Here is a 25237-nt window from a genome sequence, read left to right as displayed (position 1 = left end):
AAGGCGCCTGGGCGCCTCTGCACGCTGCCTCGGCGCGCCGTGACCTGGGGCACTGCCCGCGCTGCCGTGCTCAGTGCCAACTGGCAGGACAGCCGAAGCGCTCACGCGCATCAGAAGTCCTGTCACTCTGCCGGTGCTCCAAGATCGCTCACGGTGCCAAATCCAGTTCGGCCCCCGGCCACAGGTGGTTCGCCCATGTTTCGGCGGTTGCATCGAATCCCTCGGCATTGGCCAGCACGACCAGCGCGCATCCCTCTTCGAGGCTACGCAGCGCCAGCGAAGAGAAGGCGGCGAAGCTGCCGCCGTGAAACAAGATCTGCCGCTGATCTTTGCGAAGGATCTCGGTGCCGAAGCGATAGGGCTGACCGGCTGAGGCGAAGCGCAGGTCGTCAGCGCTGCACCGAGCGAGCAGCGACTGGCTGCCATGGCGACGCCAATCGTCCAGCAAGCAGGCCTCGGCGCGCAGCAAATCGTCCAGCGTCGACCACATGCCACCATCGCCCCAGCTGCCCAGGTTCACCGGCAATTCGCGCCAGCCACCGGCCGCAAGGGCTTGGTAGCTGCGAGCACGGCGCGGCAATACGCGATGCGGGTCGTTCTCGAAACCGGTGTTGTGCAGTTGCCAAGGCGCGAAGAGGCGCTGTCGAGCAATCTCGTCCAGCGGCAAGCCGGCATCGCGCTCCAAGCAGTCGGCCAAGAGCACGTAGTTGCTGTTGCTGTAATCAAAGCGGCTGCCGGGCTCGAAATCTCCGTCTTCGGTCTTGCGGATCAACTCCAGCGCTTGCGCCTGAGTGACGAGATCACTTTCGTCCCGCCCGAGTTGCATCTGCCACAGGTACAGATAGTCATCGACACCGCTGGTGTGGCGCAGCAAGTGGCCCAGGAGCACAGGATGCTCGTAGCTTGCGAGCGCAGGCAAGAGCGCACGCATATCGGCGTCCAGCGCGATCCGGCCGGCCGCAACGGCCTGCATCACCAGTGCCCCGACCCAAAACTTGGACTCCGATGCAAGGTAGAAGCGGGTGTCACCCGCGAGCGGCTGCGGCCATTCCAGATGCGCCAAGCCATGATGCGCGGTGCGGACGGTCCGGCCTTCGATGGCAAGGCCGATACAAAAGCCCGGGCCAAAGGGATCGTACGTTTCTCGCAGCGTGGCGATGGCGGTGTCGAAGCGACCCAGGAGAAGAGGGATATCAAGACTCATGGCGGCAGCATACGGGCCTGGCCACTCCGCCACTCCGCCCACCTCGCCACGTGCAGGCTTGCCGAGGCGGGGCCACGAGCTTGGGCGCAGCGATGTGTTGATGGGCCGGTTGGCGATCTACGCTCGCCATGTCTGCGAAGCTCTCGATCAGGGACGATCCCCGACCAGTGCCGTCAAGATGGCATAGGCGGCCTGGACACGCGCTGGGATCGGGTAGTTCTTGTTCGCCAGGATCACCAGGCCGAACTGTTCCTTGGGGACAAACAGCGCATAGGCGCCAAAACCCCCGGTCGATCCGGTCTTGTTGAACAAGCGCGGCCCCGGGTCCTGGCCCGCCAAGACTTTTTGCACTGGCAGAGGGTCGAAGATGACTTCTTCAGCGTTGCCGCCCAAGAGCCACTCACGGCTGATGGGATAGCCGTATTGCTCCCAGCCCAAGCCTTGCACCATGGGGCCGGCCCGGAACCGTCCGATCTGGGTGGCCAGCACGGCGCGCTTCATCGGCCCACTGAGGGTGGAGGGGTCCAAATTGGCCTGGACAAAGCGCAGCAAATCTGCGGCCGTGGTCTTCACCCCATAGGTTTGCTCATCCATGGGGCCTGGGTTGACACGAACTGCCTGCTCGCCTCGATATCCCCAGGCGTAGTTGATCGCTGCCCGTTCAGGCACCTGGATGTAGGTGCTCGTCATGCCAAATGCCGGGAACAGCGTCGTCTCCATCGCGCTGGCAAAGCTCATGCCCAAGGCATTGCTGGCCGCCAGCCCGAACAGACCCAGGCTGGGGTTGGAGTACTCGCGAATGCGGGCCGGCGGCGCCGCAGGCTTCCAGCCTGCGTAGTAGGACAACATGGCTTTTTGGCCATGAACTGTTTCAGGAAACTGCAAGGGCAGACCACCCGCCGTGTAGGTGCCGAAATGCAGCAGGGTCGCTCGGTCGATGGCCTTGCCGCGCAGCTCGGGAATGTACTTTCCAGGGTGATCGGCCAGCGAGAGCTTCCCGCTCGCTTCGGCATAGGCGCCCAGCGTCGCAGTCAGGACCTTGCTGATGGAGCCGATTTCGAACAGGGTGGCGTCGGTCACGGCCTGGCCTGAGGCTTTGGAGGCCACTCCGAAATTGAAGAGATATGCACGGCCGTTCAGCGACACCCCAAGCGCCATGCCGGGCACGGCATATTGGCTCATCAGTGGGGCAATCGCGGCTTCGACGGCTGGGCGAATACGCGCAGCATCGTCAGCATGGGCGCGTGGAAGGAGCCCTGCGGCAAGCGCTGCGCCGCAGAGTCGCAGCATGAGGCGGGAGTGGAGAGAAAGCACGGGCGTCATTCAGCGTGATGGTGATGGAGCGGCTTCTAGAGCCGAGGCTATCGCTGCACTTCAAAGGCTGAAGTCGTAATCCACCGTCAGCGGCGCATGGTCGCTGAACTTCTGGTCTTTGTAGATGGCGGCGCGCTTGGCCAAGGCCGCCAGCTTCGGCGTGGCGAAGTGATAGTCCAGGCGCCAGCCCACGTTCTTGGCGTAGGCCTGGCCCCGGTTGCTCCACCATGTGTAGCACTCGTCGGTGGTGTCAGGGTGCAGCTGGCGGTAGACGTCGACCAGGCCGCCCTGGCCCTTGCCGCTGCCGAAGAGCTGGTCCAGCCAGGCGCGTTCCTCGGGCAGGAAGCCGGAATTCTTCAGGTTGCCCTTCCAGTTCTTCAGGTCGGCCTCCTTGTGTGCGATGTTGACATCGGCGACCAGGATGAATTCGCGCTCGGCCTTCAGCGCGGCCAGATGCGGGCGCATGGCGTCGAGGAAGCGGTACTTGGCTTCTTGCCGCTCGGGGCCGCTGCTGCCGCTGGGGAAGTAGCAGCTGATCAGGCTGAGCTTGCGGCCGGGCTTGTCGAAACGCTTTTCGATGTAGCGGCCTTCGGCGTCGAACTCCGGGATGCCGAAACCGATCAAGACCTCGCTCGGTTCCTCGCGGGTGTAGAGGCCGACGCCTGAGTAACCTTTCTTCTCAGCGTAGTGGAAATGGCCCTGAAGTTCGCCCGAGCTGCAGAACACGCCGGCCACATGTTCGTCCTGGGCCTTCACCTCCTGCACGCCCAGGGCATCGGCGCCTTGTGCCAGCAGCCAGTCGAAGAAGCCTTTGGTGGCGGCGGAGCGGATGCCGTTCAGATTGGCGGTGATGAAACGCATGGGACAGAGTCTCGCTGGCTGGGTGCGGATGGGGTGGGGTGGTGCGCGCGCGGCAGTATCGCAAATGGCTTGCCGGCTCGTGTCAGCAGGCTGCTGCCGGATTGAGAGAAATTGGTATCTTGATTGGTCTGCTGGGTTTTGGCGACACATCGCGCTTCTTCGGGCCCTGAAGTCGGTTTCGGGCACGCCGCTTGCTAGATTGCAACGTTTATTGAATTGGTCGCGCCAGAACGGTGCGGCCGCCCGGGCCGCCTGGTTGATTCAGCCTTTGGCAGCCCTCATCAGTTCATCCATGGAGTTCCCCGCATGAAAGCGCAGTACCCCGATCATTCCCCCGCCCCCCTGACTTCGCCTCGCCCCCTGACTCTGGCGCTCAGCCTGGTGCTGGCCGCCTGGCCGCTGAGCTCCGCGCTGGCGCAGACTTCGGACGAAGCCTCGGCCGCCAAGGCCGACAAGAGCAAGCTGGAGACGGTGGTCATCACCGCCGAGCGCCGCACCGAGAACATCAAGGACGTGCCCAATGCCGTCTCCGCCATCAGCGGCGAGAAGCTCGATGTGCTGAACTCCAGCGGCCAGGACGTGCGCTTCCTGTCCGGCCGCGTGCCCAGCCTGAACATCGAATCCTCCTTCGGCCGCGCCTTCCCCCGCTTCTACATCCGCGGTTACGGCAACACCGATTTCCGCCTCAATGCCTCGCAGCCCGTCTCCTTGATCTATGACGACGTGGTGCAGGAAAACCCCATCTTGAAGGGCTTCCCGGTCTTCGACGTCAAGAACGTGGAAGTGATCGCCGGCCCGCAAGGCACGCTGTTCGGCCGCAACACGCCGGCCGGCGTGGTCAAGTTCGATTCGGTCAAGCCGGGCAAGAAGCAGGAGGGCTATGCGAGCTTCTCCTACGGCACCTATGGCACCAGCAACCTCGAAGGCGCCTTCAACCTGCCCTTGAGCGGCGAGTGGGCGGCGCGCATCTCGGCCCAGGTCCAGCACCGCGACGATTGGGTCAAGAACCAGGTGCCCAATGCGCAGACGCCGGCCACCGAAGGCTATGACGACCGCGCCGTGCGCATTCAGGCGCTCTATGAGCCGAGCAAGGCCTTCAGCGCCCTGTTCAATGTGCACAACCGCGAGTTGGACGGCTCGCCGCGCATGTTCCGCTCTAGCATCATCAAGCCGGGCACGAACGAACTGGTGGCGGGTTTCGACCCGGCCAAGATGTACATCGACGGCAAGAATGAGCAGCGCCTGCACGCCACCGGCGGCAGCGCCAAGCTCAAGTGGGCGCTGGATGGCATGACCCTGCACTCGATCACGGCCATCGAAACCGTGCAGCCCTTCAGCCGCGCCGATGTGGACGGCGGCTACATCCTGCGAGTCATCCCCAGCAACTTCAAGCTGCCGCCATACGACAAGGAAGGCGAGGTGTTCTTCCCGGTCGAAACTTCGGACGCTTTGCGTGACCACCGCCAGCTGAGCCAGGAACTGCGCCTGGAGTCGAACGCGGCCGGCCCGCTGCGCTGGCAGGGTGGCGCTTACTTCTTCGACGAGCGCTACACCATGGAGTCGTACGACTACACGGCTGCCGTGCCGCCGCTGATCAGCACCCGTCAGACCAACAAGGCTTGGGCCCTGTTCGGTTCAATCAACTATGAAGTCTCGCCCGAGCTGAAGTTGCGTGCCGGCCTGCGCTACACCAACGACAAGAAGACCCTGGCCACCACCGGCAAGGTCATCGACACCGCGGGCACCAGCGCCGAGACCGACAACAACAAGGTCAACTGGGACCTGTCCGGCACCTACAGCCTGAGCCGCGAGACCAACCTCTACGCGCGGGTCGCGACCGGCTTCCGTGCTGCCTCGATCTATCCGGCCGATGGTTTCGGTGCGCAGAGCAAGGCCCGCCCGGAGAACGTCACCTCCTACGAGTTGGGCATCAAGAGCGACTTCTGGGAGCGTCGCGCCCGCTTGTCGGCCAATGTCTTCTCCTACAAGGTCAAGGACCAGCAGCTGACCGCCGTGGGCTCGACCAGCAACACCAACACCTTGCTCAATGCCAGCAAAGCCACCGGCCAGGGCTTCGAGATCAACCTTGATCTGCTGCCCACCGAGAACCTGATGCTGACTTTGGGTGCCAGCTACAACGACACCAAGATCAAGGACTCGAGCCTGTTCGACGTGCGCCCCGGCAGCGGTGCCATCCCCATCGGTACGCCCGATGGCAAGGGTCGCTACAGCCTGTACAACAACCCCCTGCCCAACGCACCGAAGTGGATTGCCAACGTGACCGCACGCTACGGCATCCCGCTGGCTGATGGCAGCGAAGTGTTTGTCTACACCGACTGGGCCTACCGTTCGAAGATCAACTTCTTCTTGCTGCCTTCGGTGGAGTTCACCGGCAAGTCGCTGCTGGAAGGCGGCATTCGCGTCGGCTACACCTGGGACAACGGCAAGTACGAAGTCGCCGGTTTTGGCCGCAACATCACCAACAAGGTGGTGGTCAACGGCGCGATCGCCTTCAACAACCTGACCGGTTTCATCAACGACCCGCGCACCTACGGTCTGCAGTTCAAGGCCTTGTTCTAAGCCCTGTTTCCGGCGGCCCGCGCCGGTATTTCTCACGGCCCGAAGCCCGTCCCTCTTTGGGGGGACGGGCTTTTTTGCGCCCCTACAATGTGTTGCAACTTCTCGCATGAACCCGCCATGAACGCCTCGTCCACGACTTCCACGCCCGCCGCACCCGACCTGCTTGCCCAGGAATTCGTCGCCTTCGCCGTGCAGGCTGGTGTCTTGCGTTTCGGGGAGTTCAAAACGAAAGCAGGGCGGCTGAGCCCCTACTTTTTCAATGCCGGCTTGTTCGATGACGGCGCCAAGCTTGGCCGTTTGGTGCAGTTCTATGCTCAGCGCCTGATCGCCTCGGGCCTGCAGTTCGACATGATCTTCGGCCCCGCCTACAAGGGCATCACCCTGGCCGCCGCTCTGTCCGTGGAACTGGCGCGTCTGGGCCACAACAAGCCCTACGCCTACAACCGCAAGGAAGCCAAGGATCACGGTGAAGGCGGCAGCTTGGTCGGTGCGCCGGTGCGGGGTCGGGTCTTGATCATTGACGATGTGATCTCCGCCGGCACCTCGGTGCGCGAATCCATCGCCATGATCGCCGCGGCAGGCGCCACGCCTTGCGGCGTCACCATCGCCCTGGACCGCCAGGAGAAGGCGGTCGAGAACGGCGTCGAGAGTCCCAAGTCCGCGGTGCAGTACGTCAGTGAAGAATTGCAACTGCCGGTGATAGCGATTGCCGGTCTGGCCGACTTGCTGGAATACTTGCGCACCACCAGCGACAGCGAAGTCACGGCCCACGCCGCCGCTGTCCAGGCCTATCGGGATCGTTACGGAGTCTGATGATTGCTGCTCCCGCCACTGCTATGGCCCATTGCTTCATTCGCATGAACTGGACCGTGGGCACGGCCACTGTGCTGGCGCTGGCTTGCGCCGCCACGGCACAGGCCGTGGCGCAAGCACCCAGCACGGGAACGAGTGGCATCTACAGCTGTGCTTTGCCGGACGGCCGCCGCCTGACCTCGGACCGGCCGATTGCCGAATGCACCGCGCGTGAGCAGCGCATCTTGAATGCCGACGGTTCGCAGCGGGCCGTCTTGCCGCCCTTCCTTTCGCCGGAGGAGCGTGCCGCGCAGGAAGCCAAAGAGCGCCGCCTGGCTTCGGAGCAGGCTGCCCGGAACGATGCCGTGCGTCGAGACCGCAATCTGATGCTGCGATTCCCGAACGCCCAGGTTCATCAGCAAGCGCGCACGCTGGCTTTGGACGACGTCAAGAAAGGCATCGAGATCTCGGAGCGCCGCATCAAGGAACTGGCCGAAGAGCGCAAGCCCCTGCTCGACGAGACCGAGTTCTACAAGGGCAAGCCCTTGCCGCCCAAGCTCAAGCAGCAGCTCGACCGCAATGACGCGGCGGCCCTGGCCCAGCAGCAGTTGATCGGCAACTCGCGCGCTGAAATGGTGCGTATCAATGCCCGCTACGACGAAGAGCTGGCTCGCCTCAAACGCCTCTGGACTGGCTCCGCGCCCGGCAGCCTGGGCGCGATGAGCAGCAGCGCGGAGTCGGCGGCTTCCAGCCCACGCTGAGCGCTGCGGCCCTTTTCCTTGCGCGGGGCAAACGCACGACTGTTGAGCCCAAGAAAAAAGCGGCGCCGAGGCGCCGCTTCTGTCGGAGTGTGAACCTGGAGCCGGGAGCTCAGCCGGCCAGTTTCTTCTTCAGCAGCTCGTTCACCAGGGCCGGGTTGGCCTTGCCCTTGGTGGCTTTCATGGCCTGGCCGACCAGGGCGTTGAAGGCCTTGTCCTTGCCGGCGCGGAACTCTTCCACCGATTTCGGATTGGCCGCCAGCACCTCGTCGAGGATGGCTTCGATGGCGCCGGTGTCGCTGACCTGCTTCAGGCCCTTGGCTTCGATCACCGCGTCGACTTCGGAACCCTCGCCCGACCACAGCGCCTCGAACACCTGCTTGGCCGCATTGTTCGAGATCGTCCCGTCTTGGATGCGCTGGATCAGCTGACCCAGCAGCTCGGGGCTGACCGGGCTGGCTTCGATGCTGCGCTCTTCGCTGTTGAGGCGGCGTGAGACTTCGCCTTGCAGCCAGTTCGCCACCAGCTTGGGCGCGCCACAAACGGCCTTGGCCGCTTCGTAGAAGCGTGCAGTGGCCAGGCTCTGGGTCATGAGGGCGGCGTCGTAGGCGGTCAGACCATCGGCCTGCTCGAAGCGGGCCGCCATCACTCGCGGCAGCTCAGGCATCTCGCCCTTGACGCGTTCGATCCAGTCGGCGGCTATCACCAGGGGCGGCAGGTCGGGGTCGGGGAAGTAGCGGTAATCGGCCGAGTCTTCCTTGCTGCGCATGCTGCGCGTCTCGCCGGTGTCCGGGTTGAAAAGCACAGTCGCCTGTTGGATCTTGCGGCCGTCCTCGATCTCGTCGATCTGCCAGTTGACCTCGTAGTCGACTGCCTGGATCAGATTGCGGAAGCTGTTCAGGTTCTTGATCTCGCGTCGCGTGCCGAAGGGCTCGCCGGGCTTGCGCACCGAGACGTTGACGTCGCAGCGGAAGGAGCCTTCCTGCATATTGCCGTCGCAAATGCCCAACCACATCACCAGCGCATGCAGGGTCTTGGCGTACTCGCAGGCCTCGGCGCCGGAGCGCATCTCGGGCTCGGAGACGATCTCCAGCAGCGGCGTGCCGGCGCGGTTCAGGTCGATGCCGCTCTGGCCGTGGTAGTCCTCGTGCAGGCTCTTGCCTGCGTCTTCCTCGAGGTGGGCGCGGGTCAGGTTGACGACATTTTTCTCGTCGCCGACGAAGAACTCGACCCGGCCGCCTTGCACCACCGGGATCTCGAACTGGCTGATCTGGTAGCCCTTGGGCAGGTCGGGGTAGAAGTAGTTCTTGCGCGCGAAGATGGACAGCGGCGCCACCTTGGCACCCACGGCCAGGCCGAAGCGGATGGCCCGCTCGACGGCGCCGCGGTTCAGCACCGGCAGGGTGCCCGGCAGGGCCAGGTCCACGGCCGAAGCCTGCGTGTTGGGCTCGGCGCCGAAGGCGGTGGAGGAGCCGCTGAAGATCTTGGAAACGGTGGACAGTTGGACGTGGTTTTCCAGGCCGATCACGACCTCGTAGCCACGGATCAATTTGCTAGATGCCATGTGCTTAGATTCCTGCGGGAGCGGCACGGTGCCAGTCGGTGGCTTGCTGCAGCGCGTGTGCGGTGTGCAGCAGCTGGCCTTCCTTGAAGTAGTTGCCCAGCAGCTGCAAGCCAACCGGCATGCCGCCTTCGCCCAGGCCCACGGGCACGCTCATGCCGGGCAGGCCGGCCAGCGAGCCGGGCAGGGTGAAGATGTCGGCGAGGTAGGCCTTGACCGGGTCGTCCTTGCCCTCGCCATGCTTCCAGGCCACGGTGGGCGCCACCGGGCCGGCGATCAGGTCGCACTGCTTGAAGGCCTGCTGGAAATCGTCGGCAATCATGCGGCGCAGCTTTTGCGCCTGCAGGTAGTAGGCGTCGTAGTAACCGTGAGACAGCACGTAGCTGCCGATCATGATGCGGCGCTTGACCTCGGCCCCGAAGCCTTCGGCACGGGTCTTCTTGTACATATCGAGCAGATCGTCGTACTTGGCTGCGCGATGGCCGAACTTGACGCCGTCAAACCGGCTCAGGTTGGAGCTGGCCTCGGCCGGAGCAATGATGTAGTACACCGGAATCGCCAGCTCAGTGCGCGGCAGGCTCACATCTACCAGGGTGGCGCCGAGCTTTTCCAGCTCGGCCAGGCCGGCGCGCACGGCGCTGTTGACATCGGCCGACAGGGCGGCTGGGAAGAACTCGCGCGGCAGACCGATGCGCAGGCCCTTGAGCGGCTGGGCTGCCGAGGCGCCCTCGCGAGCGATCAGCATCTGGGCGTGGAAGTCTTGCGGGGCTTGCTGCACGCTGGTGGCGTCGCGCTCGTCAAAGCCACTCATGGCCGAGAGCAGCAGGGCGCAGTCCTCGGCCGAGCGGGCCATGGGGCCGGCCTGATCCAGGCTGGAGGCAAAGGCGATCATGCCGTAGCGGCTGCAGATGCCGTAGGTCGGCTTGATGCCGGTGATGCCAGTGAAGCTGGCCGGCTGGCGGATCGAGCCGCCGGTGTCGGTACCGGTGGAGGCCGGCAGCAGGCGCGCGGCCACCGCAGCGGCCGAGCCGCCCGAAGAGCCGCCCGGCACGCGGCTGGCGTCCCAGGGGTTGGCCACCGGCTGGTAGGCCGAGTTTTCATTGGCCGAGCCCATGGCGAACTCGTCGCAGTTGAGCTTGCCCAGCGAGACTGTGCCGGCCGCGTTCAGGCGTGCCACCACGGTGGCGTCGAAAGGGCTGCGGTAGCCGGCCAGGATCTTGGAGCCGGCCGTGGTCGGCATGTCGGCGGTGACGAAGATGTCCTTGTGCGCCAGCGGCACGCCGATCAGGGCGTCGCCGGCTTGGTCGCCTTCACCGGCGGCCAGGCGGGCGTCTGCCGCACGGGCACGGGCCAGGGCGTGGTCGGCGTCCACATGGAGGAAGGCGCCCAGCTTCGCGTCGCTGGACTGGACACGTTGCAGCAGGTGCTCGGTCAGCTCGACGCTGGAGAACTGCTTGTCGCGCAGGCCCTGGCCCAGCTCGGCCACGCCCAGATCGTGCAGGGGGGTGTTGTTCGAGATGCTCATTCGATGACCTTGGGAACCAGGAACAGGCCGTCTTCCACGGCCGGGGCGCTGCGCTGGTTGAGTTCGCGCTGGTTGCTTTCGGTGACGGCGTCCTCGCGCAGGCGCAGATGCACCTCCTGGATGGCCGACAGCGGGGTGTACAGCGGCTCGACGCCGGCGGTGTCCACCGCGCTCATCTGCTCGACGATGGAGAAGAAGTCATTCAGCTGGGGCAGCAGGGCGGCGCTTTCGGCCTCCTGCAGCTCCAGGCGCGCCAGATGGGCGATGCGGCTTACGTCTTGTGGTGTCAAGGCCATGGGGAAACCGGGTCCGGAGATGGCGGAAACAAAGGCCGTGGCGAGCTGTAAAGAGCGCAACAAACGGCCCGTCCCAGCCGGTAACTAGGGGGTGATCGGGTATTATCTCCGCTTATCTCCAATGTCACGGGGCTGCGTCGCCGCAAGGGCTCACGCAGCCTCGTTGCATATGGCGAACACCGAACAGCCCGACCCCATTCAGACCTCCCGACCAACCCGCGAGCTGCCCACGATCTCCAGCCCACAGGCTCAGATGTAGGTGGTTTGCGCTCCAGACACATCATGTTCGCTTCCCTGCGCCGCTATTTTTCCTCCGACCTCGCCATCGATCTGGGCACCGCCAACACGCTGATTTATGTGCGCGGCAAGGGCATCGTCCTGGACGAACCCTCGGTCGTCTCGATCCGCCATGAAGGTGGCCCGCACGGCAAGAAGACCATCCAGGCCGTGGGCCGCGAGGCCAAGGCCATGCTGGGCAAGGTGCCGGGCAATATCGAGGCGATCCGCCCGATGAAGGACGGCGTGATCGCCGACTTCACCGTCACCGAGCAGATGCTCAAGCAGTTCATCAAGATGGTGCACGACTCCAAGATGCTGCGCCCCAGCCCGCGCATCATCATCTGCGTGCCCTGCGGTTCTACCCAGGTCGAGCGCCGCGCCATCCGTGAATCGGCCCTGGGCGCCGGTGCCTCCGAGGTCTACCTGATTGAAGAACCGATGGCGGCCGCCATCGGCGCCGGCCTGCCGGTAAGCGAAGCATCCGGCTCCATGGTTGTGGACATCGGCGGCGGCACCACCGAAGTGGGCGTGATCTCCCTGGGCGGCATGGTCTACAAGGGCAGCGTGCGCGTCGGCGGCGACAAGTTCGACGAAGCCATCATCAACTACATCCGCCGCAACTACGGCATGTTGATCGGCGAGCCTACGGCCGAGGCAATCAAGAAGAACATCGGCAGCGCCTTCCCGGGCTCCGAGGTCAAGGAAATGGAAGTCAAGGGCCGCAATCTGGCCGAAGGCGTGCCGCGCAGCTTCACGATTTCGTCCAACGAGATCCTGGAAGCCCTGACCGACCCGCTGAACCAGATCGTCTCCGCCGTGAAGAACGCGCTGGAACAGACCCCGCCCGAGCTGGGCGCCGACATCGCCGAGCGCGGCATGATGCTGACCGGCGGCGGCGCCCTGCTGCGCGATCTGGACCGCCTGCTGGCCGAGGAAACCGGCTTGCCGGTGCTGGTCGCCGAGGATCCGCTGACTTGTGTGGTGCGGGGTTGCGGGATGGCTTTGGAGCGCATGGAGCGCCTCGGCTCCATCTTCACCTCCGAGTGATTGTTTTTGCCTACTGCGCGAGCATCATGCGTCGTTGGGCGGTGCTCGCAATCCTCACGTACAAGCAGTACGTTCCGGTTGCTCCGCTCCGTCCGCCTCGCCTGATGCCCGCTCGCTACGGCTGCTGAGAGCGGGCGTTAGCGGTCAGTTTGATCCTCAAGAGCGCCATGCCCCTCGGCCCCCCAGATCGCAACCCGCCACCTTTCTTTCGCCAGGGCGCGTCCGCCCAGGCGCGGCTGGTGCTGTGCGCGGCGCTGGCGCTGTTCCTGATGGTGGCCGATGCGCGCTTTCATGTGGTCGAGCCGGCCCGAGCTGCCCTGGCTTTGGTCTTGCATCCTTTCCAGCGCCTGCTGCTGACTCCGGTCGATGCCTGGGAGAGCTTCGGCGACTACCGTCGTGGCACCGAGCGGGCCATGGCGGCGGAAGCGCTGGCGCGTCAGCAACTGGTGGAGCAGGCCGAACGTCTGGCACGTGCAGCCCAGTTGCAGGCGGAGAACCAGCGTCTGCGGGCGCTGCTTGAGTTGCGCCCGGCACTGGAGGTGGCCTCGTTGTCGGCGGAAGTGCTGTATGAAGCGGCCGACCCCTATTCGCGCCGCGTGGTCATCGACCGCGGCAGCCGCCACGGCGTACAGGCCGGTTCGCCGGTCATCAACGACGCCGGCGTGTTGGGTCAAGTGACCCGGGTCTACACCTTGTCGGCCGAGGTCACCCTGCTGAGTGACAAAGACGCCGCCATTCCCGTGCTCAACACCCGCACGCAGGCGCGCAATGCTGCCTTCGGTAGCAGCGACGGCAATGGCATGGAGCTGCGTTTCTTGGCCGCCAATGCCGACATCAAGCCGGGCGACCTGATGTCTACCTCGGGCCTGGACGGGGTCTACCCCTCGGGCCTGCCGGTGGCCAAGGTCACATCGGTGGAGCGTCGCGGCGACACCAGCTTTGCCAGCGTGCGCTTGCAGCCGGTCGCCCAGCTCGACAGCGTGCGCCATGTGCTGGTGCTGCAGCCCCAGGAACAGCATGCCAAGGCCAAGGCCGAAGCGGCAGCCGTGCTGGCCGCAGAGGCCGCTTCGGCCGCCAGCCTCAAGGCCCAGCGCAAGGCCGCGGCGGCAGAAGCCAAGGCTGAGGCCAAGGCAGACGCCAAGAGCAGCGGAGGCCAACCATGATCATGCCGCGCGGCGCCGGCCAGTTGCTGCTGCCGGTCAATCCGGCCTTCATCGCCCTCAGCCTGTTCCTGGCCTTGCTGGCTGATATGGTGCCGATCGGCCGTTTCCCCGCCATGCCCGACTTCCTGTCGGTGGTGCTGGTGTTCTGGGGGGTGCACCAACCGCGCCGGGTCGGTGTGGTCTGGGCCTTTGTGCTGGGCCTGCTAATTGATATTCACCATGGTGCTTTGCTGGGCCAGCATGCCCTGGCCTACAGCCTGCTCAGCTTCGGCGCCATCACCCTGCACCGCCGCCTGACCGGCTTCAGCCTTGGCGCTCAGGCCTTGCAGGTGCTGCCGCTGTTTGTGCTCGCCCATGCTGTATCTCTGCTGGTGCGCCTGGCGGTCGGGGGTATGTGGCCGGGCTGGACGCTCTTGCTGGCGCCGCTGTTTGAAACCCTGTTGTGGCCGCTGGCGAGCGTGTTGCTGCTGGCGCCGCAGCGCCGTGCGCCGGACCGCGATGCGCACCGGCCGCTGTGAAGCACGGCCTGCGGTCTGACCGGGTGGGCTTGCCATGACGGTGCTCAAGAATGTCAAGCAGGAGCTCGGCCGCTTTCGCTTGCGCCTTTTGGCTGCGGCGGCCTTCGTGCTGTTCTGCTTCGGCCTGCTGCTGGCACGTCTGATTTTTTTGCAGGTGATCCAGCATGAAAGTCTGTCGGACCGTGCCGAGTCCAACCGCATCACTGTGGTGCCCATCGTCCCCAACCGCGGCCTGATCAAGGACCGCAACGGCGTTGTGCTGGCCAGCAATTACTCGGCCTACACGCTGGAGATCACGCCCTCCAAGGTGCCCGATCTCGAGGCCACCATCGACAGCCTGTCCCAACTGCTCGAGGTGGCGCCGCGCGATCGCCGCCGCTTCAAGCGGCTGATGAGCGAGAACAAGAACTTCGAGTCCTTGCCGATCCGCACCAAGTTGAGCGAGGCCGAGGTGGCTCGCTTCACCGCCCAGCGCTTCCGCTTCCCCGGCGTCGAGATCAAGGCGCGGCTGTTCCGCAGCTACCCCCTGGGCGAGGTCGGCGCCCACTTGATCGGCTACATCGGCCGCATCAACCAGGCTGAGAAAAAAGCCATGGACGAGTGGGAGGACGAGGACATCGCCAACTACCGTGGCACGGAGTACATCGGCAAGCTGGGCCTGGAGCAGAGCTATGAGCGCGAGCTGCATGGCATCACCGGCTTCGAACAGGTCGAAACCAGCGCGGGTGGCCGTGCCGTGCGCCGCCTGGCCCACCGGCCGCCGACCCCGGGCAACACGCTGATGCTGTCCATCGACATCCGCCTGCAGGCCCTGGTGGAAGAGCTCTACAAGGACCGGCGCGGTGCCCTGGTGGCCATCGACCCGCGCAATGGCGAGGTGCTGGCTTTTGTTTCCAAGCCCACCTTTGACCCCAATCTTTTCGTAGACGGCATTGACGCCGACAGCTGGCGCGATCTCAACGAAGACCTGGACAAACCGCTGCTGAACCGCGCGCTACGCGGCACTTACCCGCCCGGCTCGACCTTCAAGCCCTTCATGGCCATGGCCGCGCTCAACAGCGGCAAACGTGCGCCCGGCACCATCGTCATGGACAACCTGACCTACAGCTTTGGTGGCCGCACCTTCGGCAGCCCGGAAACCGACCGGCCCGGGCCCAAGGACATGCGCCTGGCCATCGTCAGCTCGTCCAATGTCTACTTCTACAGCCTCGCCAACGAGATGGGCGTGGACTTGATCCATGACGAACTCGAACCCTTCGGCTTCGGCCGCAAGACCGAGATCGATGTGCAGGGTGAGGTCACTGGGGTGCTGCCCTCGCAAGCCTGGAAGCGCCGCTACTTTGCCCGCAACCCGGCGAACCAGAAGTGGTTTGCCGGCGAGACCATCTCCTTGGGCATCGGCCAGGGCTACAACAACTTCACCATGTTGCAGATCGCCACCGCCGTGTCCACCTTGTCGACCGGCGGCCAGCGCTTCAAGCCGCGCTTGGTGCGCGAAATCGAAGATGTGGTGCGCCATGAGCAGCGGCGCGTTGCCAGCGACGCACTGCCGCCCTTGTCTCTCAAGCCTGAGCAGGTCGATGTGATCCGCAATGCCATGTACGGGGTGACTATCGAAGGCACCTCGCGCGCAGCCTTCAACGGCGCCGGCTATCGAAGTGGCGGCAAGACGGGCACGGCGCAAGCCATCGGCCTGCGCGCCGGCGAGCGCTACAAGGACATCAAGGCCGATGAGCGCAAGCGCGACCATTCGCTCTACATCGCCTTCGCGCCACTGGAAGCGCCCACCATCGCTTTGGCCGTGATCGTCGAGAACGCCGGCTTTGGCTCAACCTCGGCTGCGCCGATTGCGCGCCGGGTGTTCGATTTCATGCTGATGGGTCAGTACCCCAGCGAGGATGACATCGCCCTGACCCAGCTGGGCAAGACCACCGCGCCGGTGGGGCAGCCACGTCGCATCGAGCAGGTGCCCTTGCCGGGTCAGGCGCCGGCTGCGGCGGCGGTGGCCGCTTCGGGCAGTTTGCCGGCTGCCTCGGCTGCCTTGGCGCCCGCTTCCATGCCAGCCGCACTCTTGGCGGCCAGCGCTGCCAAGCCCGGCGCGCTCAAGCCTGCCGCCTCAGGAGCCCGCCCATGAGCGCCAACGCCTTCAATGGTCCGAACTGGTGGCAGCGCCTGCGGCCCTGGTTCAGCGGCTTCGACCTGCCTCTTCTGCTGGCCATCGCCTGGCTGATGGGTCTGGGCATGGTGTGCATGTATTCGGCCGGTTACGACCACGGCACGCGATTTGTTGATCATGGCCGCAACACCGTGCTGGCCATCGCCATCATCTTCCTGGTCGCCCAGGTGCCGCCGCAGCGCATGATGGCTCTGGCCATGCCGCTCTATGTGGTGGGGGTGACCTTGCTGCTGGCCACGGCCTTGTTCGGCATCACCAAGAAGGGGGCGACGCGCTGGCTCAGCATCGGTGTGACTCAGATCCAGCCCTCGGAGATCCTCAAGATTGCCGTGCCATTGATGCTGGCCTGGTGGTTCCAGAAGCGTGAGGGGCAGCTGCGTCTGCCGGACTTTGTGGCGGCTTTTGTGCTGCTGGCGATCCCGGTGGGATTGGTGGCCAAGCAGCCGGATCTGGGTACGTCCATCCTGGTGCTGAGCACCGGCTTGTATGTGATCTTCTTCGCCGGCCTGTCCTGGCGGCTGATCATCCCGGCCTTTGTACTGGCTGGGGCGGCCATCACCGCCTTGGTGATGAGCGAGGAGGCGATTTGCCAGCCCGATGTGACCTGGCCGGTGCTGCGCGAGTATCAGAAGAACCGGGTCTGCACCTTGCTGGACCCGACCAAAGACCCGCTCGGCAAGGGCTTCCACATCATCCAGGGCGAGATCGCCATCGGCTCGGGCGGCCTGACCGGCAAGGGCTTCATGAAGGGCACGCAGACCCATCTGGAGTTCATTCCCGAGCGCACCACCGACTTCATCTTTGCCGCTTATGGCGAGGAGTTCGGCTTGTTCGGCGCGCTCGGCTTGCTGCTTGGTTTCACCGCGCTGATCATGCGCGGCTTGATGATTGCATCGGACGCGCCCACCCTGTTTTCACGTTTGATGGCAGGCGCCATCACGCTGAGCTTCTTCACCTATGTCTTCGTCAATATGGGCATGGTCAGCGGCATCCTGCCCGTGGTGGGCGTGCCCTTGCCCTTCATCAGCTACGGCGGCACCGCCATGGTGACCTTGGGCTTCGGCCTTGGTCTGCTGATGTCAATCTCCAAATCGCGGCGCTTCAATCAGTCCTGAGCTGGCGCCATGGGCCGGGAGTGGAAACGCACCGTGAAGCGCGCACCCGGCCCCTGGCCATCGGCCTCTGGCTGCTGCCCGGGGCGGCGGGGTCGTGTGTCGTCCAGTGTCAGCTCGGCCTCATGTTGTTGCGCGATCTCGCGCACGATGGCCAAGCCCAGGCCGGAGCCATCGACATTGGTTCCCAGCGCCCGATAGAAGGGCTGGAAGACCTTGTCTCGCTCGCTCTCGGGAATGCCTGGTCCTGAGTCCTCGACCTGCAGCACACAGACCTGGCCGAAGGGGTCCTCGACGATGCGCACAGTGACCGTGCCGCCCGGCGGCGTGTAGAGCAGGGCGTTGTCGACCAAATTGCGGATCAGTTCCCGGATCAGCAGGCCATGGCCTAGCAGACTCAGGCTGCAGCCATCGGGCTCGGGGCCTTCGTAGCCCAGGTCGATGCGCTTGTCCAGGGCGCGTGGCACGAAGTCGCGCACGGTTTCGGTGGCCAACTCGGCGAGGTTGACCTCGCTGCGCTGCGCCGCATGTTCCTGGTCCTCGGCGCGGGCCATGGCCAGCAGCTGGTTGACCATGTGTGCAGCGCGCTGGCTGGAAAGGGCAATTTGCTGCAAGGAGCGCTTCAGCTCGGCCGGCTCGCTGCGCCCTTCGTCGATTTCTCGTTGGGCGAATTCGGCCTGGGTTCGCAGACCGGCCAGTGGGGTCTTGAGCTGGTGTGCGGCGTCGGCCAGGAAATGCTTCTGGCTGCTGATGGACTGGTCCAGGCGCGCCAGCAGGTCGTTGATGGCCCGGACCAGTGGCGCGACTTCATCGGGGATGCGCCGCTCGTCGATGGGGCTGAGGTCCGAGCTCTCGCGCGAGCGGATGCGCCGCTGCAGCTCGTTGAGCGGCGCGATGCCGCGCGCCAAGGCCAGCCAGACCAGCAGCACCGCCAGAGGCAGGATCACGAACTGCGGCAGGATCACGCCTTTGATGATTTCGTTGGTCAGGCGCGAGCGCTTGCCCAGGGTTTCGGCCACCTGCACCAGCATAGTCTGGGTGCTCCCGGCCATGCCCTCGGGCGCGACCCAAAGGTAGGCCACGCGCACGCGCTCGCTGCCCATGTCTTCGTCGCGGAAATGCAGCTCCCAGGGCACGATGACATCGTCCTCGGGCGGCACGGGCAGCTTGGCGTCGCCGTTGAGCAGCTCGCCGCGCAGGCCCAGCACCTGGTAATAGACCGTGTCGGTCTCGTCGGCGCGCAGCAGGGCGGCCGCTTCGGGCGCCAGGGCATAGCGCGAGCGCGCACTGCGCCCCTCGGCCAGCGGCGCGGCCGAGGCCACTTGCAGGCCCAGGGTGCGGGCCATTTCGCCGAGCTCACGGTCATAGGGCCGGCTGGCAATGCCTTGTGCCACCAGCCAGGTCAGGGCCACGCTGATCGGCCAGATCAGCAGCAGCGGCGCGAGCATCCAGTCCAGGATCTCACCGAACAGCGAGCGTTGGCCGGTTTCAGCCGCCATGGCCGTGGCTCCAGTCGTTGGCGAGGGGCATCAGGCGCCGGGCTGGATCTTCTCCAGGCAGTAGCCCAGGCCGCGCACGGTAGCAATGCGAATCGGGCCCTGCTCGATCTTCTTGCGCAGGCGGTGGATGTAGACCTCGATCGCGTTGTTGCTGACCTCTTCGCCCCACTCACAGAGGCGTTCGACCAACTGGTCCTTGCTGACGAGTCGGCCGGCGCGTTGCAGCAGGACTTCCAGCAAGCTCAACTCGCGCGCGGACAGTTCAATCATCTGCTCGTTGATATAGGCGACCCGGCCGGTCGCATCGAAGCTCAGCGGCCCATGCTTGATAACGCTGGACGCGGTGCCCAGGCCGCGTCGGGTCAGGGCGCGCACCCGAGCTTCCAGCTCCTGAAGCGAGAAGGGCTTGGCCATGTAGTCGTCGGCGCCCAGGTCCAGACCTTTGACGCGCTGCTCGACGCTGTCGGCTGCCGTCAGGATCAGCACTGGCATGGACGAGCCGCGAGCGCGCAGCTTGCGCAGCACCTCCAGGCCATGCAGCCGCGGCAGGCCCAGGTCCAAGATCACCAGGTCGAATTCGTGCGAAGCAAGGGCAGCATCGGCTTCGGTGCCGCTGCCGACCTGGTCCACCGCATAGCCTGAGGCGCGCAGGGAGCGCAACAAGGCATCGGCCAGAACTTGGTCATCTTCGGCTATCAGGATGCGCATGCGTTTGTCTCCGTTCGCTCTTGGGTATGGCCAGGGTCATCCATTCTATGGACAGCGCTTGCAGCGCCTGACTTGTTGCAGCTTGGTCGACAAACTACTGTACAAACATACAGATTGCGCCATAATCCGCCCAGACCTTTTCAGGAGAACAAATCATGGATGCCCCCGTCAAAGCGCTCAACACCGAAAAAGCCAAGGCTCTGCAGGCCGCTCTCAGCCAGATCGAGAAGCAGTTTGGCAAGGGCTCCATCATGCGCCTGGGCGAGGGCGAGGTGATCGAGGACATCCAGGTGGTTTCCACCGGTTCGCTGGGTCTGGACATCGCTTTGGGCGTCGGCGGCCTGCCGCGCGGCCGCGTGGTCGAAATCTACGGCCCGGAGTCTTCGGGCAAGACCACGCTGACCCTGCAGGTCATCGCCGAAATGCAAAAGCTGGCCGGTACCTGTGCCTTCATCGACGCCGAGCATGCCCTGGACATCCAGTACGCACAAAAGCTGGGCGTGAATCTGCAAGAGCTGCTGATCAGCCAGCCCGATACCGGCGAACAGGCCTTGGAAATCGTTGACGCCCTGGTGCGCTCCGGTTCCGTGGACCTGATCGTGATCGACTCGGTCGCTGCACTGACCCCCAAGGCTGAGCTGGAAGGCGAAATGGGCGACTCCCTGCCCGGCCTGCAAGCCCGCCTGATGAGCCAGGCCTTGCGCAAGCTGACCGCCACCATCAAGAAGACCAACTGCATGGTCATCTTCATCAACCAGATCCGCATGAAGATCGGCGTGATGTTCGGCAGCCCCGAAACCACGACCGGCGGCAATGCGCTCAAGTTCTACGCCTCGGTGCGCCTGGACATCCGCCGCATCGGCTCGATCAAGAAGGGCGATGACGTCATCGGCAGTGAAACTAAGGTCAAGGTCGTCAAGAACAAGGTCTCACCGCCGTTCAAGACGGCCGAGTTCGACATCCTCTACGGTGAAGGCATCAGCCGTGAGGGCGAAATCATCGACATGGGTGTGGTCGCCAAGGTGGTCGAGAAGTCCGGCTCTTGGTATGCCTACCAGGGCGAGAAGATCGGCCAGGGCAAGGACAACGCGCGCGAATTTCTGCGCGAGAACCCCGACGTCAGCCGCGAAATCGAGAACCGCATCCGCGAGTCGCTCGGCGTCGCGCCGATGAACAAGGCCGGCGGCGCGGCTGAGTAAGAGGGCGCGGCAAGAGCCCGGTGCCATGCGCCGCTCGGGCTCTTGCATCACGGGCTCCCTGCAGCCTGTCATTCCCTGTTGGTCGCCTGTACTTTCACGGCACTCCCTTCCTTTGCATGAAAGCCGGCAAGCCCCTGTCCCTCAAGGCTCGCGCCATTGCGCTGCTGGCCCAGCGGGAGCACAGCCGGGCGGAGCTGCGGCGAAAGCTGCTGCGCATTGCGCGCGAGCTGCGCGCGGCTCAGCAGCGCCAGGCAGCCGCCGCAGCTGAGCCTGCTGCATGCCTGGCTGTTTGGTTCGTGCCTGAGCCCTGCTCAGAAACAGGGGGCGATACGCTGGGTCAGGGCCAAAGCCCCGACGAAGACCTCGACGAGGATGGCGGTGATGCCGACCTCGGAGCTGAAGTCGATGCCCTGCTGCTGTTCCTGCAGGAGCGCGGGTATCTGAGCGAACAGCGTTTTGTCGACGCCCGCGTTCATGCCCGTGCGGCCCGTTTCGGCAGCCAACGCATCAAGTTGGAGCTCGCCCAGCATGGTTTGCAGCTCAGCGGCGACCAGCTGGCCTCGCTCAAGGACAGCGAGATTGAGCGCGCGCGAGCCGTCTGGCAGCGAAAGTTCGGCGGGCATTGGCCCGAGGATGCCGCCACGCGAGCCAAGCACGCCCGATTTCTGATCGGCCGCGGCTTTGGCGGCGAGTCGGTCCGGCGTGTTTTGCGCGGCCCGGTCGAGGCGGACGACTGAATCACTCGTATCGAGATAGTGGGTGCCAAGTCGCTTGACCCAGCTCAAACTTGTGGGCTTTGCTGACGTGTCACCACGCCTCCGGCTGTGGTGCCGACAGCTTCATGAAAGCCTTTGTGCAGTGCGACATGCTACATTCTCGCCCTGCGCAAATGCCCGGCGGGGTGTGGTTTGATGCCGTCCGCTGCGGGTTTGCGAAGCCGTTTTGCCACCCATGCCCCTCCCATTTCCCACTTCCGAGCGCCGTTTGCTGCACCGCCGCGCCATCGATGTGCAGATCTATGCACGCGATGACGGCCTCTATGAGGTCGAGGCGGGTTTGACGGACGTCAAGACGCGCGATCTGCCTTTGGCCAGCGGTTTGCGCTTGGCTGGCGATCCGATTCATGCCATGCAGCTGGTCTTGACCGTGGATGCCGACCTGCAAATTCATGCGGCCCGCTCCACCACCAGCTGGTCCCCCTATGCCGGTGTGTGTGATCAGCATGGTGATGCCTACGCTCGCCTGGTCGGCCTGAATCTGATGAAAGGATTTCGGCTCGGCGTCAAGGAGCGCTTGTCCGGCGTCAAGGGCTGCACCCACCTGACCGAGCTGTGTCAGATCCTTCCCACGGCTGTGATACAGGCCTTTGCCGGCTTGGTTCTCGACGTGCGCGAAGGCAGTGCCGACGGTCAGCCTCCGTTTCAGCTGGATCGCTGCCATGCGCTGCGTCGCGATGGCGATGTGGTCCGAAACCATTACCCTCGCTGGTATCGCAGCGCCGACGTAGCCGCAAGGCCAGCCGCCGTCGTCGCGATGCCCGCCTCCTCTTCCTGACTTTCCTCACAAGCGAGACCCCTATGAAGATTCACGAGTACCAGGGCAAGGAAATCCTGCGCCAGTTCGGCGTGCCGGTGCCGCGCGGCATTCCCGCATTCACGGTGCAAGAAGCCGTCGAAGCTGCACAAAAGCTGGGCGGCCCGGTTTGGGTGGTCAAGGCCCAGATCCACGCCGGTGGCCGTGGCAAGGGCGGCGGCGTCAAGCTCGGCCGTTCGCTGGAAGATGTGAAGGCACTCGCCGAGCAGATCCTGGGTATGCAGCTGGTCACGCACCAGACTGGCCCGGTGGGCCAGAAGGTTCGTCGCCTCTACATTGAAGACGGCGCTGACATCAAGAACGAACTCTATGTGTCCCTGGTCACCGACCGCGGCACCCAGAAGGTCGCTTTCATCGCTTCCAGCGAAGGCGGCATGGACATCGAAGAGGTCGCTCACTCGACACCCGAGAAGATCATCACCGAGATGATCGACCCGCTGGTGGGCCTGACCGCCGAACAAAGCAAGAAGATCGCCGCTGCCATCGGCCTCACCGGGGCGTCGGTCGACCAAGCCGTCGACATCTTCGCCAAGCTCTACAAGTGCTACATGGACACCGACGCTTCGTTGGTGGAAATCAACCCGCTGAACTGCGATTCCAAGGGCAATCTGATCGCCCTGGACGCCAAGTTCAACTTCGATTCGAACGCGTTGTTCCGTCACCCTGAGATCGTCGCTTACCGCGATCTGGACGAAGAAGATCCGGCCGAAGTGGAAGCCTCCAAGTTCGACCTGGCTTACATCAGCCTGGACGGCAATATCGGCTGCCTGGTGAACGGCGCCGGCCTGGCCATGTCGACCATGGACACCATCAAGCTGTTCGGCGGCGAGCCGGCCAACTTCCTGGACGTGGGCGGTGGCGCCACCGCCGAGAAGGTCACCGAAGCCTTCAAGATCATGCTGAAGAACCCTGAAGTGAAGGGCATCCTGGTCAATATCTTCGGCGGCATCATGAAGTGCGACACCATCGCCGAAGGCGTGATCACGGCCTGCAAGGCCGTGAACCTCTCCGTGCCTTTGGTCGTGCGCATGAAGGGTACCAACGAAGAGCTGGGCAAGAAGATGCTGGCCGAATCCGGCCTGCCCATCATTGCCGCCGACACCATGGCCGAAGCCGCGACCAAGATCGTCGCCGCTGTTGCCTGAGTCTGCCTAAGCCCACGCAAGGAAAAAAATCATGTCGATTTACATCAACAAAGACACCAAGGTCATCACCCAGGGCATCACCGGCAAGACCGGCCAGTTCCACACCCTGGGCTGCCAAGCCTATGCCAATGGCAAGAACGCCTTCGTGGCGGGCGTGAACCCCAAGAAGGCCGGCGAGAAGTTCTCGGACATCCCAATCTACGCCACCGTCAAGGAAGCCGCTTCGCAAACCGGCGCCACCGTGTCGGTGATCTATGTGCCGCCCGCCGGTGCTGCGGCCGCCATCTGGGAAGCTGTGGAAGCCGACCTGGATCTGGCGATTTGCATCACGGAAGGCATCCCCGTCCGTGACATGCTGGAAATCCGCAACAAGATGAAGGCCAAGGAAGCGGCCGGTGGCAAGAAGACCTTGCTGCTGGGCCCCAACTGCCCCGGTCTGATCACGCCCGAAGAAATCAAGATCGGCATCATGCCCGGCCACATCCACCGCAAGGGCCGCATCGGCGTGGTCTCGCGCTCGGGCACGCTGACCTATGAAGCCGTGGCTCAGCTGACCGAAATCGGCCTGGGTCAGTCCAGCGCCGTCGGTATCGGTGGCGACCCGATCAACGGCCTGAAGCACATCGACGTGATGCAAGCCTTCAACGACGATCCGGACACCGACGCCGTCATCATGATCGGTGAAATCGGCGGCCCTGACGAAGCCGAAGCCGCTCGCTGGTGCAAGCTGAACATGAAGAAGCCGGTGGTTGGCTTCATCGCCGGCGTGACCGCCCCTCCGGGCAAGCGCATGGGCCATGCCGGTGCGCTGATCGCAGGCGGCGCTGACACGGCCGACGCCAAGCTGGCCATCATGGAAGAGTGCGGCTTCACGATCACGCGCAACCCGTCCGAGATGGCCAAGCTGCTGAAGGCCTTGCTCTGAACTGAGCGACATGCCGGCCGCCGGGCGAATGCGTAATTTCACGCATCGAAGCCCGGCTCGGCTGGCGGCAGACTGCACGCACGCCGTGCATCGACATGAGAAAAGGGGCATCAGCCCCTTTTTTCATGGGTGCATGCTTTGAACCATGCCTTCGCTATAGTGGGGCGGCACATGCCTGAACCGGCATTTCCATCCTGCGGGCAGCAACTTTAGATATCTCAATGGACACTTTGACGAGTCCCGAATTTTGGTTGGCTGTCGGCCAGATCATCATGATCGACATCCTGCTGGGTGGCGACAACGCGGTGGTGATCGCCCTGGCTTGCCGCAAGCTGCCTGATGCTCAGCGCACCAAGGGCATCATCTGGGGTACGGCCGGCGCCATCGTGCTGCGGGTCGTGTTGATCTTCTTCGCACTGACGCTGTTGCAGGTCCCCTTCCTGAAAATTGTCGGCGCAGCCCTGTTGCTCTGGATTGGCATCAAGCTGCTGGTGCCCGAAGATGAAGACGAGCACGGCAATATCCAGGCCAGCGACAAGCTCTGGGCGGCGGTCAAGACCGTGATCGTGGCTGACTTCGTGATGAGCCTGGACAATGTCATCGCCATCGCTGGCGCGGCACAGAGCAGTGGCGGCGACCATCAAATGCCTCTGGTCATCTTTGGCCTGCTGGTCTCAATTCCCATCATCGTCTGGGGTAGCCAGTTGGTGATCAAGCTAATGGACCGGTTCCCGGTCGTGATCACTGTGGGCGCCATGCTGCTCGGCTGGATTGCCGGCACCATGATGGTCGGTGATCCGGCCTTGGCCAGCTGGGTGCCGACGGTCGAAGGCGACAAGCCGGGCAATGTGGCCGTAATGCCTGCTCTGCATTACGGTGCAGGCGTGGCCGGTGCCCTGCTGGTTCTGTTGAGCGGCAAGTGGATCGCGCGCCGCCGCATCCGCAGCGATTGACAGGCTAGGCGCGCTTCGGCGCATTCTTG

At 64.3% G+C, this 25237-nt stretch carries 22 protein-coding genes and 1 other RNA gene; 15 read left to right on the top strand and 8 right to left on the bottom strand.

The features are described 5' to 3' along the window. Window positions 1–148 precede the first annotated feature (148 nt). The 3 genes from LNV23_RS03130 to LNV23_RS03120 form a co-directional block, all read right to left on the bottom strand. Window positions 149–1246 (bottom strand): serine hydrolase domain-containing protein, encoded by a 1098-nt coding sequence (locus tag LNV23_RS03130; protein WP_263561607.1) that lies wholly within the window; start codon window positions 1244–1246, stop codon window positions 149–151. 105 nt (window positions 1247–1351) lie between these two features. Continuing rightward, window positions 1352–2494 carry a class C beta-lactamase gene (gene ampC, locus LNV23_RS03125; RefSeq protein WP_263561606.1) on the bottom strand — a complete coding sequence of 381 codons (1143 nt, stop codon included), beginning with the start codon at window positions 2492–2494 and terminating at the stop codon, window positions 1352–1354. 84 nt (window positions 2495–2578) lie between these two features. Continuing rightward, window positions 2579–3379: an exodeoxyribonuclease III gene (locus LNV23_RS03120; RefSeq protein ID WP_263561605.1), complete on the bottom strand. Its 801-nt coding sequence runs from the start codon at window positions 3377–3379 to the stop codon at window positions 2579–2581. A 306-nt stretch (window positions 3380–3685) separates the two neighbouring features. On the opposite strand from LNV23_RS03120, the gene LNV23_RS03115 reads away from it, so the two are divergent. From LNV23_RS03115 to LNV23_RS03105, 3 genes are all read left to right on the top strand, one after another. Next, complete coding sequence (locus LNV23_RS03115; protein ID WP_263561604.1) at window positions 3686–5959, top strand: TonB-dependent receptor; 2274 nt, start codon at window positions 3686–3688, stop codon at window positions 5957–5959. 117 nt (window positions 5960–6076) lie between these two features. Next, window positions 6077–6772: an orotate phosphoribosyltransferase gene (gene pyrE, locus LNV23_RS03110; protein ID WP_263561603.1), complete on the top strand. Its 696-nt coding sequence runs from the start codon at window positions 6077–6079 to the stop codon at window positions 6770–6772. Window positions 6773–6795: 23 nt separating this feature from the next. Next, the gene (locus tag LNV23_RS03105; RefSeq protein ID WP_263561602.1) at window positions 6796–7512 is read left to right on the top strand and encodes a hypothetical protein; all 717 of its coding nucleotides are present in this window, start codon (window positions 6796–6798) and stop codon (window positions 7510–7512) included. Between the two features lie 109 nt (window positions 7513–7621). On the opposite strand, the gene gatB is transcribed toward LNV23_RS03105, so the two are convergent. From gatB to gatC, 3 genes are read right to left on the bottom strand one after another with little or no spacing between them, the layout of a single operon-like run. After that, window positions 7622–9073, bottom strand: a complete 1452-nt coding sequence (gene gatB, locus LNV23_RS03100; protein WP_263561601.1) for an Asp-tRNA(Asn)/Glu-tRNA(Gln) amidotransferase subunit GatB — start codon at window positions 9071–9073, stop codon at window positions 7622–7624. 4 nt (window positions 9074–9077) lie between these two features. Then, window positions 9078–10595: an Asp-tRNA(Asn)/Glu-tRNA(Gln) amidotransferase subunit GatA gene (gatA, locus tag LNV23_RS03095; protein WP_263561600.1), complete on the bottom strand. Its 1518-nt coding sequence runs from the start codon at window positions 10593–10595 to the stop codon at window positions 9078–9080. After that, window positions 10592–10891 carry an Asp-tRNA(Asn)/Glu-tRNA(Gln) amidotransferase subunit GatC gene (gene gatC / locus LNV23_RS03090; protein ID WP_102768597.1) on the bottom strand — a complete coding sequence of 100 codons (300 nt, stop codon included), beginning with the start codon at window positions 10889–10891 and terminating at the stop codon, window positions 10592–10594. Before gatC ends, gatA begins: the two co-directional genes overlap by 4 nt. Window positions 10892–11173: 282 nt before the next feature. On the opposite strand from gatC, the gene LNV23_RS03085 reads away from it, so the two are divergent. The 6 genes from LNV23_RS03085 (at window position 11174) to rodA (ending at window position 17189) form a co-directional block, all read left to right on the top strand. After that, window positions 11174–12217 carry a rod shape-determining protein gene (locus tag LNV23_RS03085; protein WP_102768596.1) on the top strand — a complete coding sequence of 348 codons (1044 nt, stop codon included), beginning with the start codon at window positions 11174–11176 and terminating at the stop codon, window positions 12215–12217. Window positions 12218–12273: 56 nt separating this feature from the next. Then, window positions 12274–12360, top strand: a non-coding RNA gene (locus LNV23_RS03080) — sX9 sRNA. Window positions 12361–12384: 24 nt separating this feature from the next. Continuing rightward, on the top strand, window positions 12385–13380 hold the full coding sequence (mreC, locus tag LNV23_RS03075) for a rod shape-determining protein MreC (protein ID WP_263561599.1): 996 nt from the start codon (window positions 12385–12387) through the stop codon (window positions 13378–13380). After that, window positions 13377–13898, top strand: coding sequence for a rod shape-determining protein MreD (gene mreD, locus LNV23_RS03070; protein ID WP_263561598.1), 522 nt, complete (start codon window positions 13377–13379; stop codon window positions 13896–13898). The genes mreC and mreD overlap by 4 nt, the downstream gene beginning before the upstream one ends. A 34-nt stretch (window positions 13899–13932) precedes the next feature. Continuing rightward, entirely contained in the window at window positions 13933–16032 is a 2100-nt protein-coding gene (gene mrdA, locus LNV23_RS03065) for a penicillin-binding protein 2 (RefSeq protein ID WP_263561597.1), read from the top strand. Next, on the top strand, window positions 16029–17189 hold the full coding sequence (gene rodA / locus LNV23_RS03060) for a rod shape-determining protein RodA (protein WP_263561596.1): 1161 nt from the start codon (window positions 16029–16031) through the stop codon (window positions 17187–17189). Before mrdA ends, rodA begins: the two co-directional genes overlap by 4 nt. Here the strand turns inward: rodA and LNV23_RS03055 are convergent. Both LNV23_RS03055 and LNV23_RS03050 read right to left on the bottom strand, forming a co-directional pair. Next, window positions 17180–18685, bottom strand: a complete 1506-nt coding sequence (locus LNV23_RS03055; RefSeq protein ID WP_263561595.1) for a sensor histidine kinase — start codon at window positions 18683–18685, stop codon at window positions 17180–17182. The two genes, rodA and LNV23_RS03055, sit on opposite strands and share 10 nt — an antisense overlap. 30 nt (window positions 18686–18715) lie before the next feature. Beyond that, window positions 18716–19393, bottom strand: coding sequence for a response regulator transcription factor (locus LNV23_RS03050; protein WP_263516219.1), 678 nt, complete (start codon window positions 19391–19393; stop codon window positions 18716–18718). A 155-nt stretch (window positions 19394–19548) separates the two neighbouring features. On the opposite strand from LNV23_RS03050, the gene recA reads away from it, so the two are divergent. The 6 genes from recA to LNV23_RS03020 all read left to right on the top strand — a co-directional run bounded on the left by recA (window position 19549) and on the right by LNV23_RS03020 (window position 25208). After that, window positions 19549–20592 (top strand): recombinase RecA, encoded by a 1044-nt coding sequence (gene recA, locus LNV23_RS03045; RefSeq protein ID WP_263516220.1) that lies wholly within the window; start codon window positions 19549–19551, stop codon window positions 20590–20592. 116 nt (window positions 20593–20708) lie between these two features. Then, window positions 20709–21329, top strand: coding sequence for a regulatory protein RecX (locus LNV23_RS03040; RefSeq protein WP_263561594.1), 621 nt, complete (start codon window positions 20709–20711; stop codon window positions 21327–21329). A gap of 214 nt (window positions 21330–21543) precedes the next feature. Next, a complete protein-coding gene (locus LNV23_RS03035; RefSeq protein WP_263561593.1) occupies window positions 21544–22146 on the top strand; it encodes a DUF2889 domain-containing protein in 603 nt (200 codons plus the stop codon). Between the two features lie 23 nt (window positions 22147–22169). Continuing rightward, window positions 22170–23330: an ADP-forming succinate--CoA ligase subunit beta gene (gene sucC, locus LNV23_RS03030; protein WP_263516222.1), complete on the top strand. Its 1161-nt coding sequence runs from the start codon at window positions 22170–22172 to the stop codon at window positions 23328–23330. Window positions 23331–23361: 31 nt separating this feature from the next. Continuing rightward, window positions 23362–24255: a succinate--CoA ligase subunit alpha gene (gene sucD, locus LNV23_RS03025; protein ID WP_263516223.1), complete on the top strand. Its 894-nt coding sequence runs from the start codon at window positions 23362–23364 to the stop codon at window positions 24253–24255. A gap of 221 nt (window positions 24256–24476) precedes the next feature. After that, the gene (locus LNV23_RS03020; RefSeq protein ID WP_263561592.1) at window positions 24477–25208 is read left to right on the top strand and encodes a TerC family protein; all 732 of its coding nucleotides are present in this window, start codon (window positions 24477–24479) and stop codon (window positions 25206–25208) included. Window positions 25209–25237 lie beyond the last annotated feature (29 nt).

The sequence above is a fragment of the Kinneretia sp. DJ1R-11 genome, from assembly GCF_025717595.1.
Classification (GTDB): domain Bacteria; phylum Pseudomonadota; class Gammaproteobacteria; order Burkholderiales; family Burkholderiaceae_C; genus Paucibacter_A.
This window is presented reverse-complemented; position numbering and strand designations above follow the sequence as displayed.

Excerpts from the sequence above, each read along its gene's own strand:
- mreD (WP_263561598.1), top strand. The coding sequence starts at position 13,377 with ATGATCATGCCGCGCGGCGCCGGCCAGTTGCTGCTGCCGGTCAATCCG.
- LNV23_RS03120 (WP_263561605.1), bottom strand. The coding sequence starts at position 3,379 with ATGCGTTTCATCACCGCCAATCTGAACGGCATCCGCTCCGCCGCCACC.
- pyrE (WP_263561603.1), top strand. The coding sequence starts at position 6,077 with ATGAACGCCTCGTCCACGACTTCCACGCCCGCCGCACCCGACCTGCTT.
- rodA (WP_263561596.1), top strand. The coding sequence starts at position 16,029 with ATGAGCGCCAACGCCTTCAATGGTCCGAACTGGTGGCAGCGCCTGCGG.
- LNV23_RS03020 (WP_263561592.1), top strand. The coding sequence starts at position 24,477 with ATGGACACTTTGACGAGTCCCGAATTTTGGTTGGCTGTCGGCCAGATC.
- sucC (WP_263516222.1), top strand. The coding sequence starts at position 22,170 with ATGAAGATTCACGAGTACCAGGGCAAGGAAATCCTGCGCCAGTTCGGC.
- gatA (WP_263561600.1), bottom strand. The coding sequence starts at position 10,595 with ATGAGCATCTCGAACAACACCCCCCTGCACGATCTGGGCGTGGCCGAG.
- LNV23_RS03040 (WP_263561594.1), top strand. The coding sequence starts at position 20,709 with ATGAAAGCCGGCAAGCCCCTGTCCCTCAAGGCTCGCGCCATTGCGCTG.
- mrdA (WP_263561597.1), top strand. The coding sequence starts at position 13,933 with ATGACGGTGCTCAAGAATGTCAAGCAGGAGCTCGGCCGCTTTCGCTTG.
- mreC (WP_263561599.1), top strand. The coding sequence starts at position 12,385 with ATGCCCCTCGGCCCCCCAGATCGCAACCCGCCACCTTTCTTTCGCCAG.
- LNV23_RS03050 (WP_263516219.1), bottom strand. The coding sequence starts at position 19,393 with ATGCGCATCCTGATAGCCGAAGATGACCAAGTTCTGGCCGATGCCTTG.
- sucD (WP_263516223.1), top strand. The coding sequence starts at position 23,362 with ATGTCGATTTACATCAACAAAGACACCAAGGTCATCACCCAGGGCATC.
- recA (WP_263516220.1), top strand. The coding sequence starts at position 19,549 with ATGGATGCCCCCGTCAAAGCGCTCAACACCGAAAAAGCCAAGGCTCTG.
- LNV23_RS03035 (WP_263561593.1), top strand. The coding sequence starts at position 21,544 with ATGCCCCTCCCATTTCCCACTTCCGAGCGCCGTTTGCTGCACCGCCGC.
- LNV23_RS03115 (WP_263561604.1), top strand. The coding sequence starts at position 3,686 with ATGAAAGCGCAGTACCCCGATCATTCCCCCGCCCCCCTGACTTCGCCT.
- LNV23_RS03105 (WP_263561602.1), top strand. The coding sequence starts at position 6,796 with ATGGCCCATTGCTTCATTCGCATGAACTGGACCGTGGGCACGGCCACT.
- ampC (WP_263561606.1), bottom strand. The coding sequence starts at position 2,494 with ATGCTGCGACTCTGCGGCGCAGCGCTTGCCGCAGGGCTCCTTCCACGC.
- gatC (WP_102768597.1), bottom strand. The coding sequence starts at position 10,891 with ATGGCCTTGACACCACAAGACGTAAGCCGCATCGCCCATCTGGCGCGC.
- LNV23_RS03055 (WP_263561595.1), bottom strand. The coding sequence starts at position 18,685 with ATGGCGGCTGAAACCGGCCAACGCTCGCTGTTCGGTGAGATCCTGGAC.
- LNV23_RS03085 (WP_102768596.1), top strand. The coding sequence starts at position 11,174 with ATGTTCGCTTCCCTGCGCCGCTATTTTTCCTCCGACCTCGCCATCGAT.
- gatB (WP_263561601.1), bottom strand. The coding sequence starts at position 9,073 with ATGGCATCTAGCAAATTGATCCGTGGCTACGAGGTCGTGATCGGCCTG.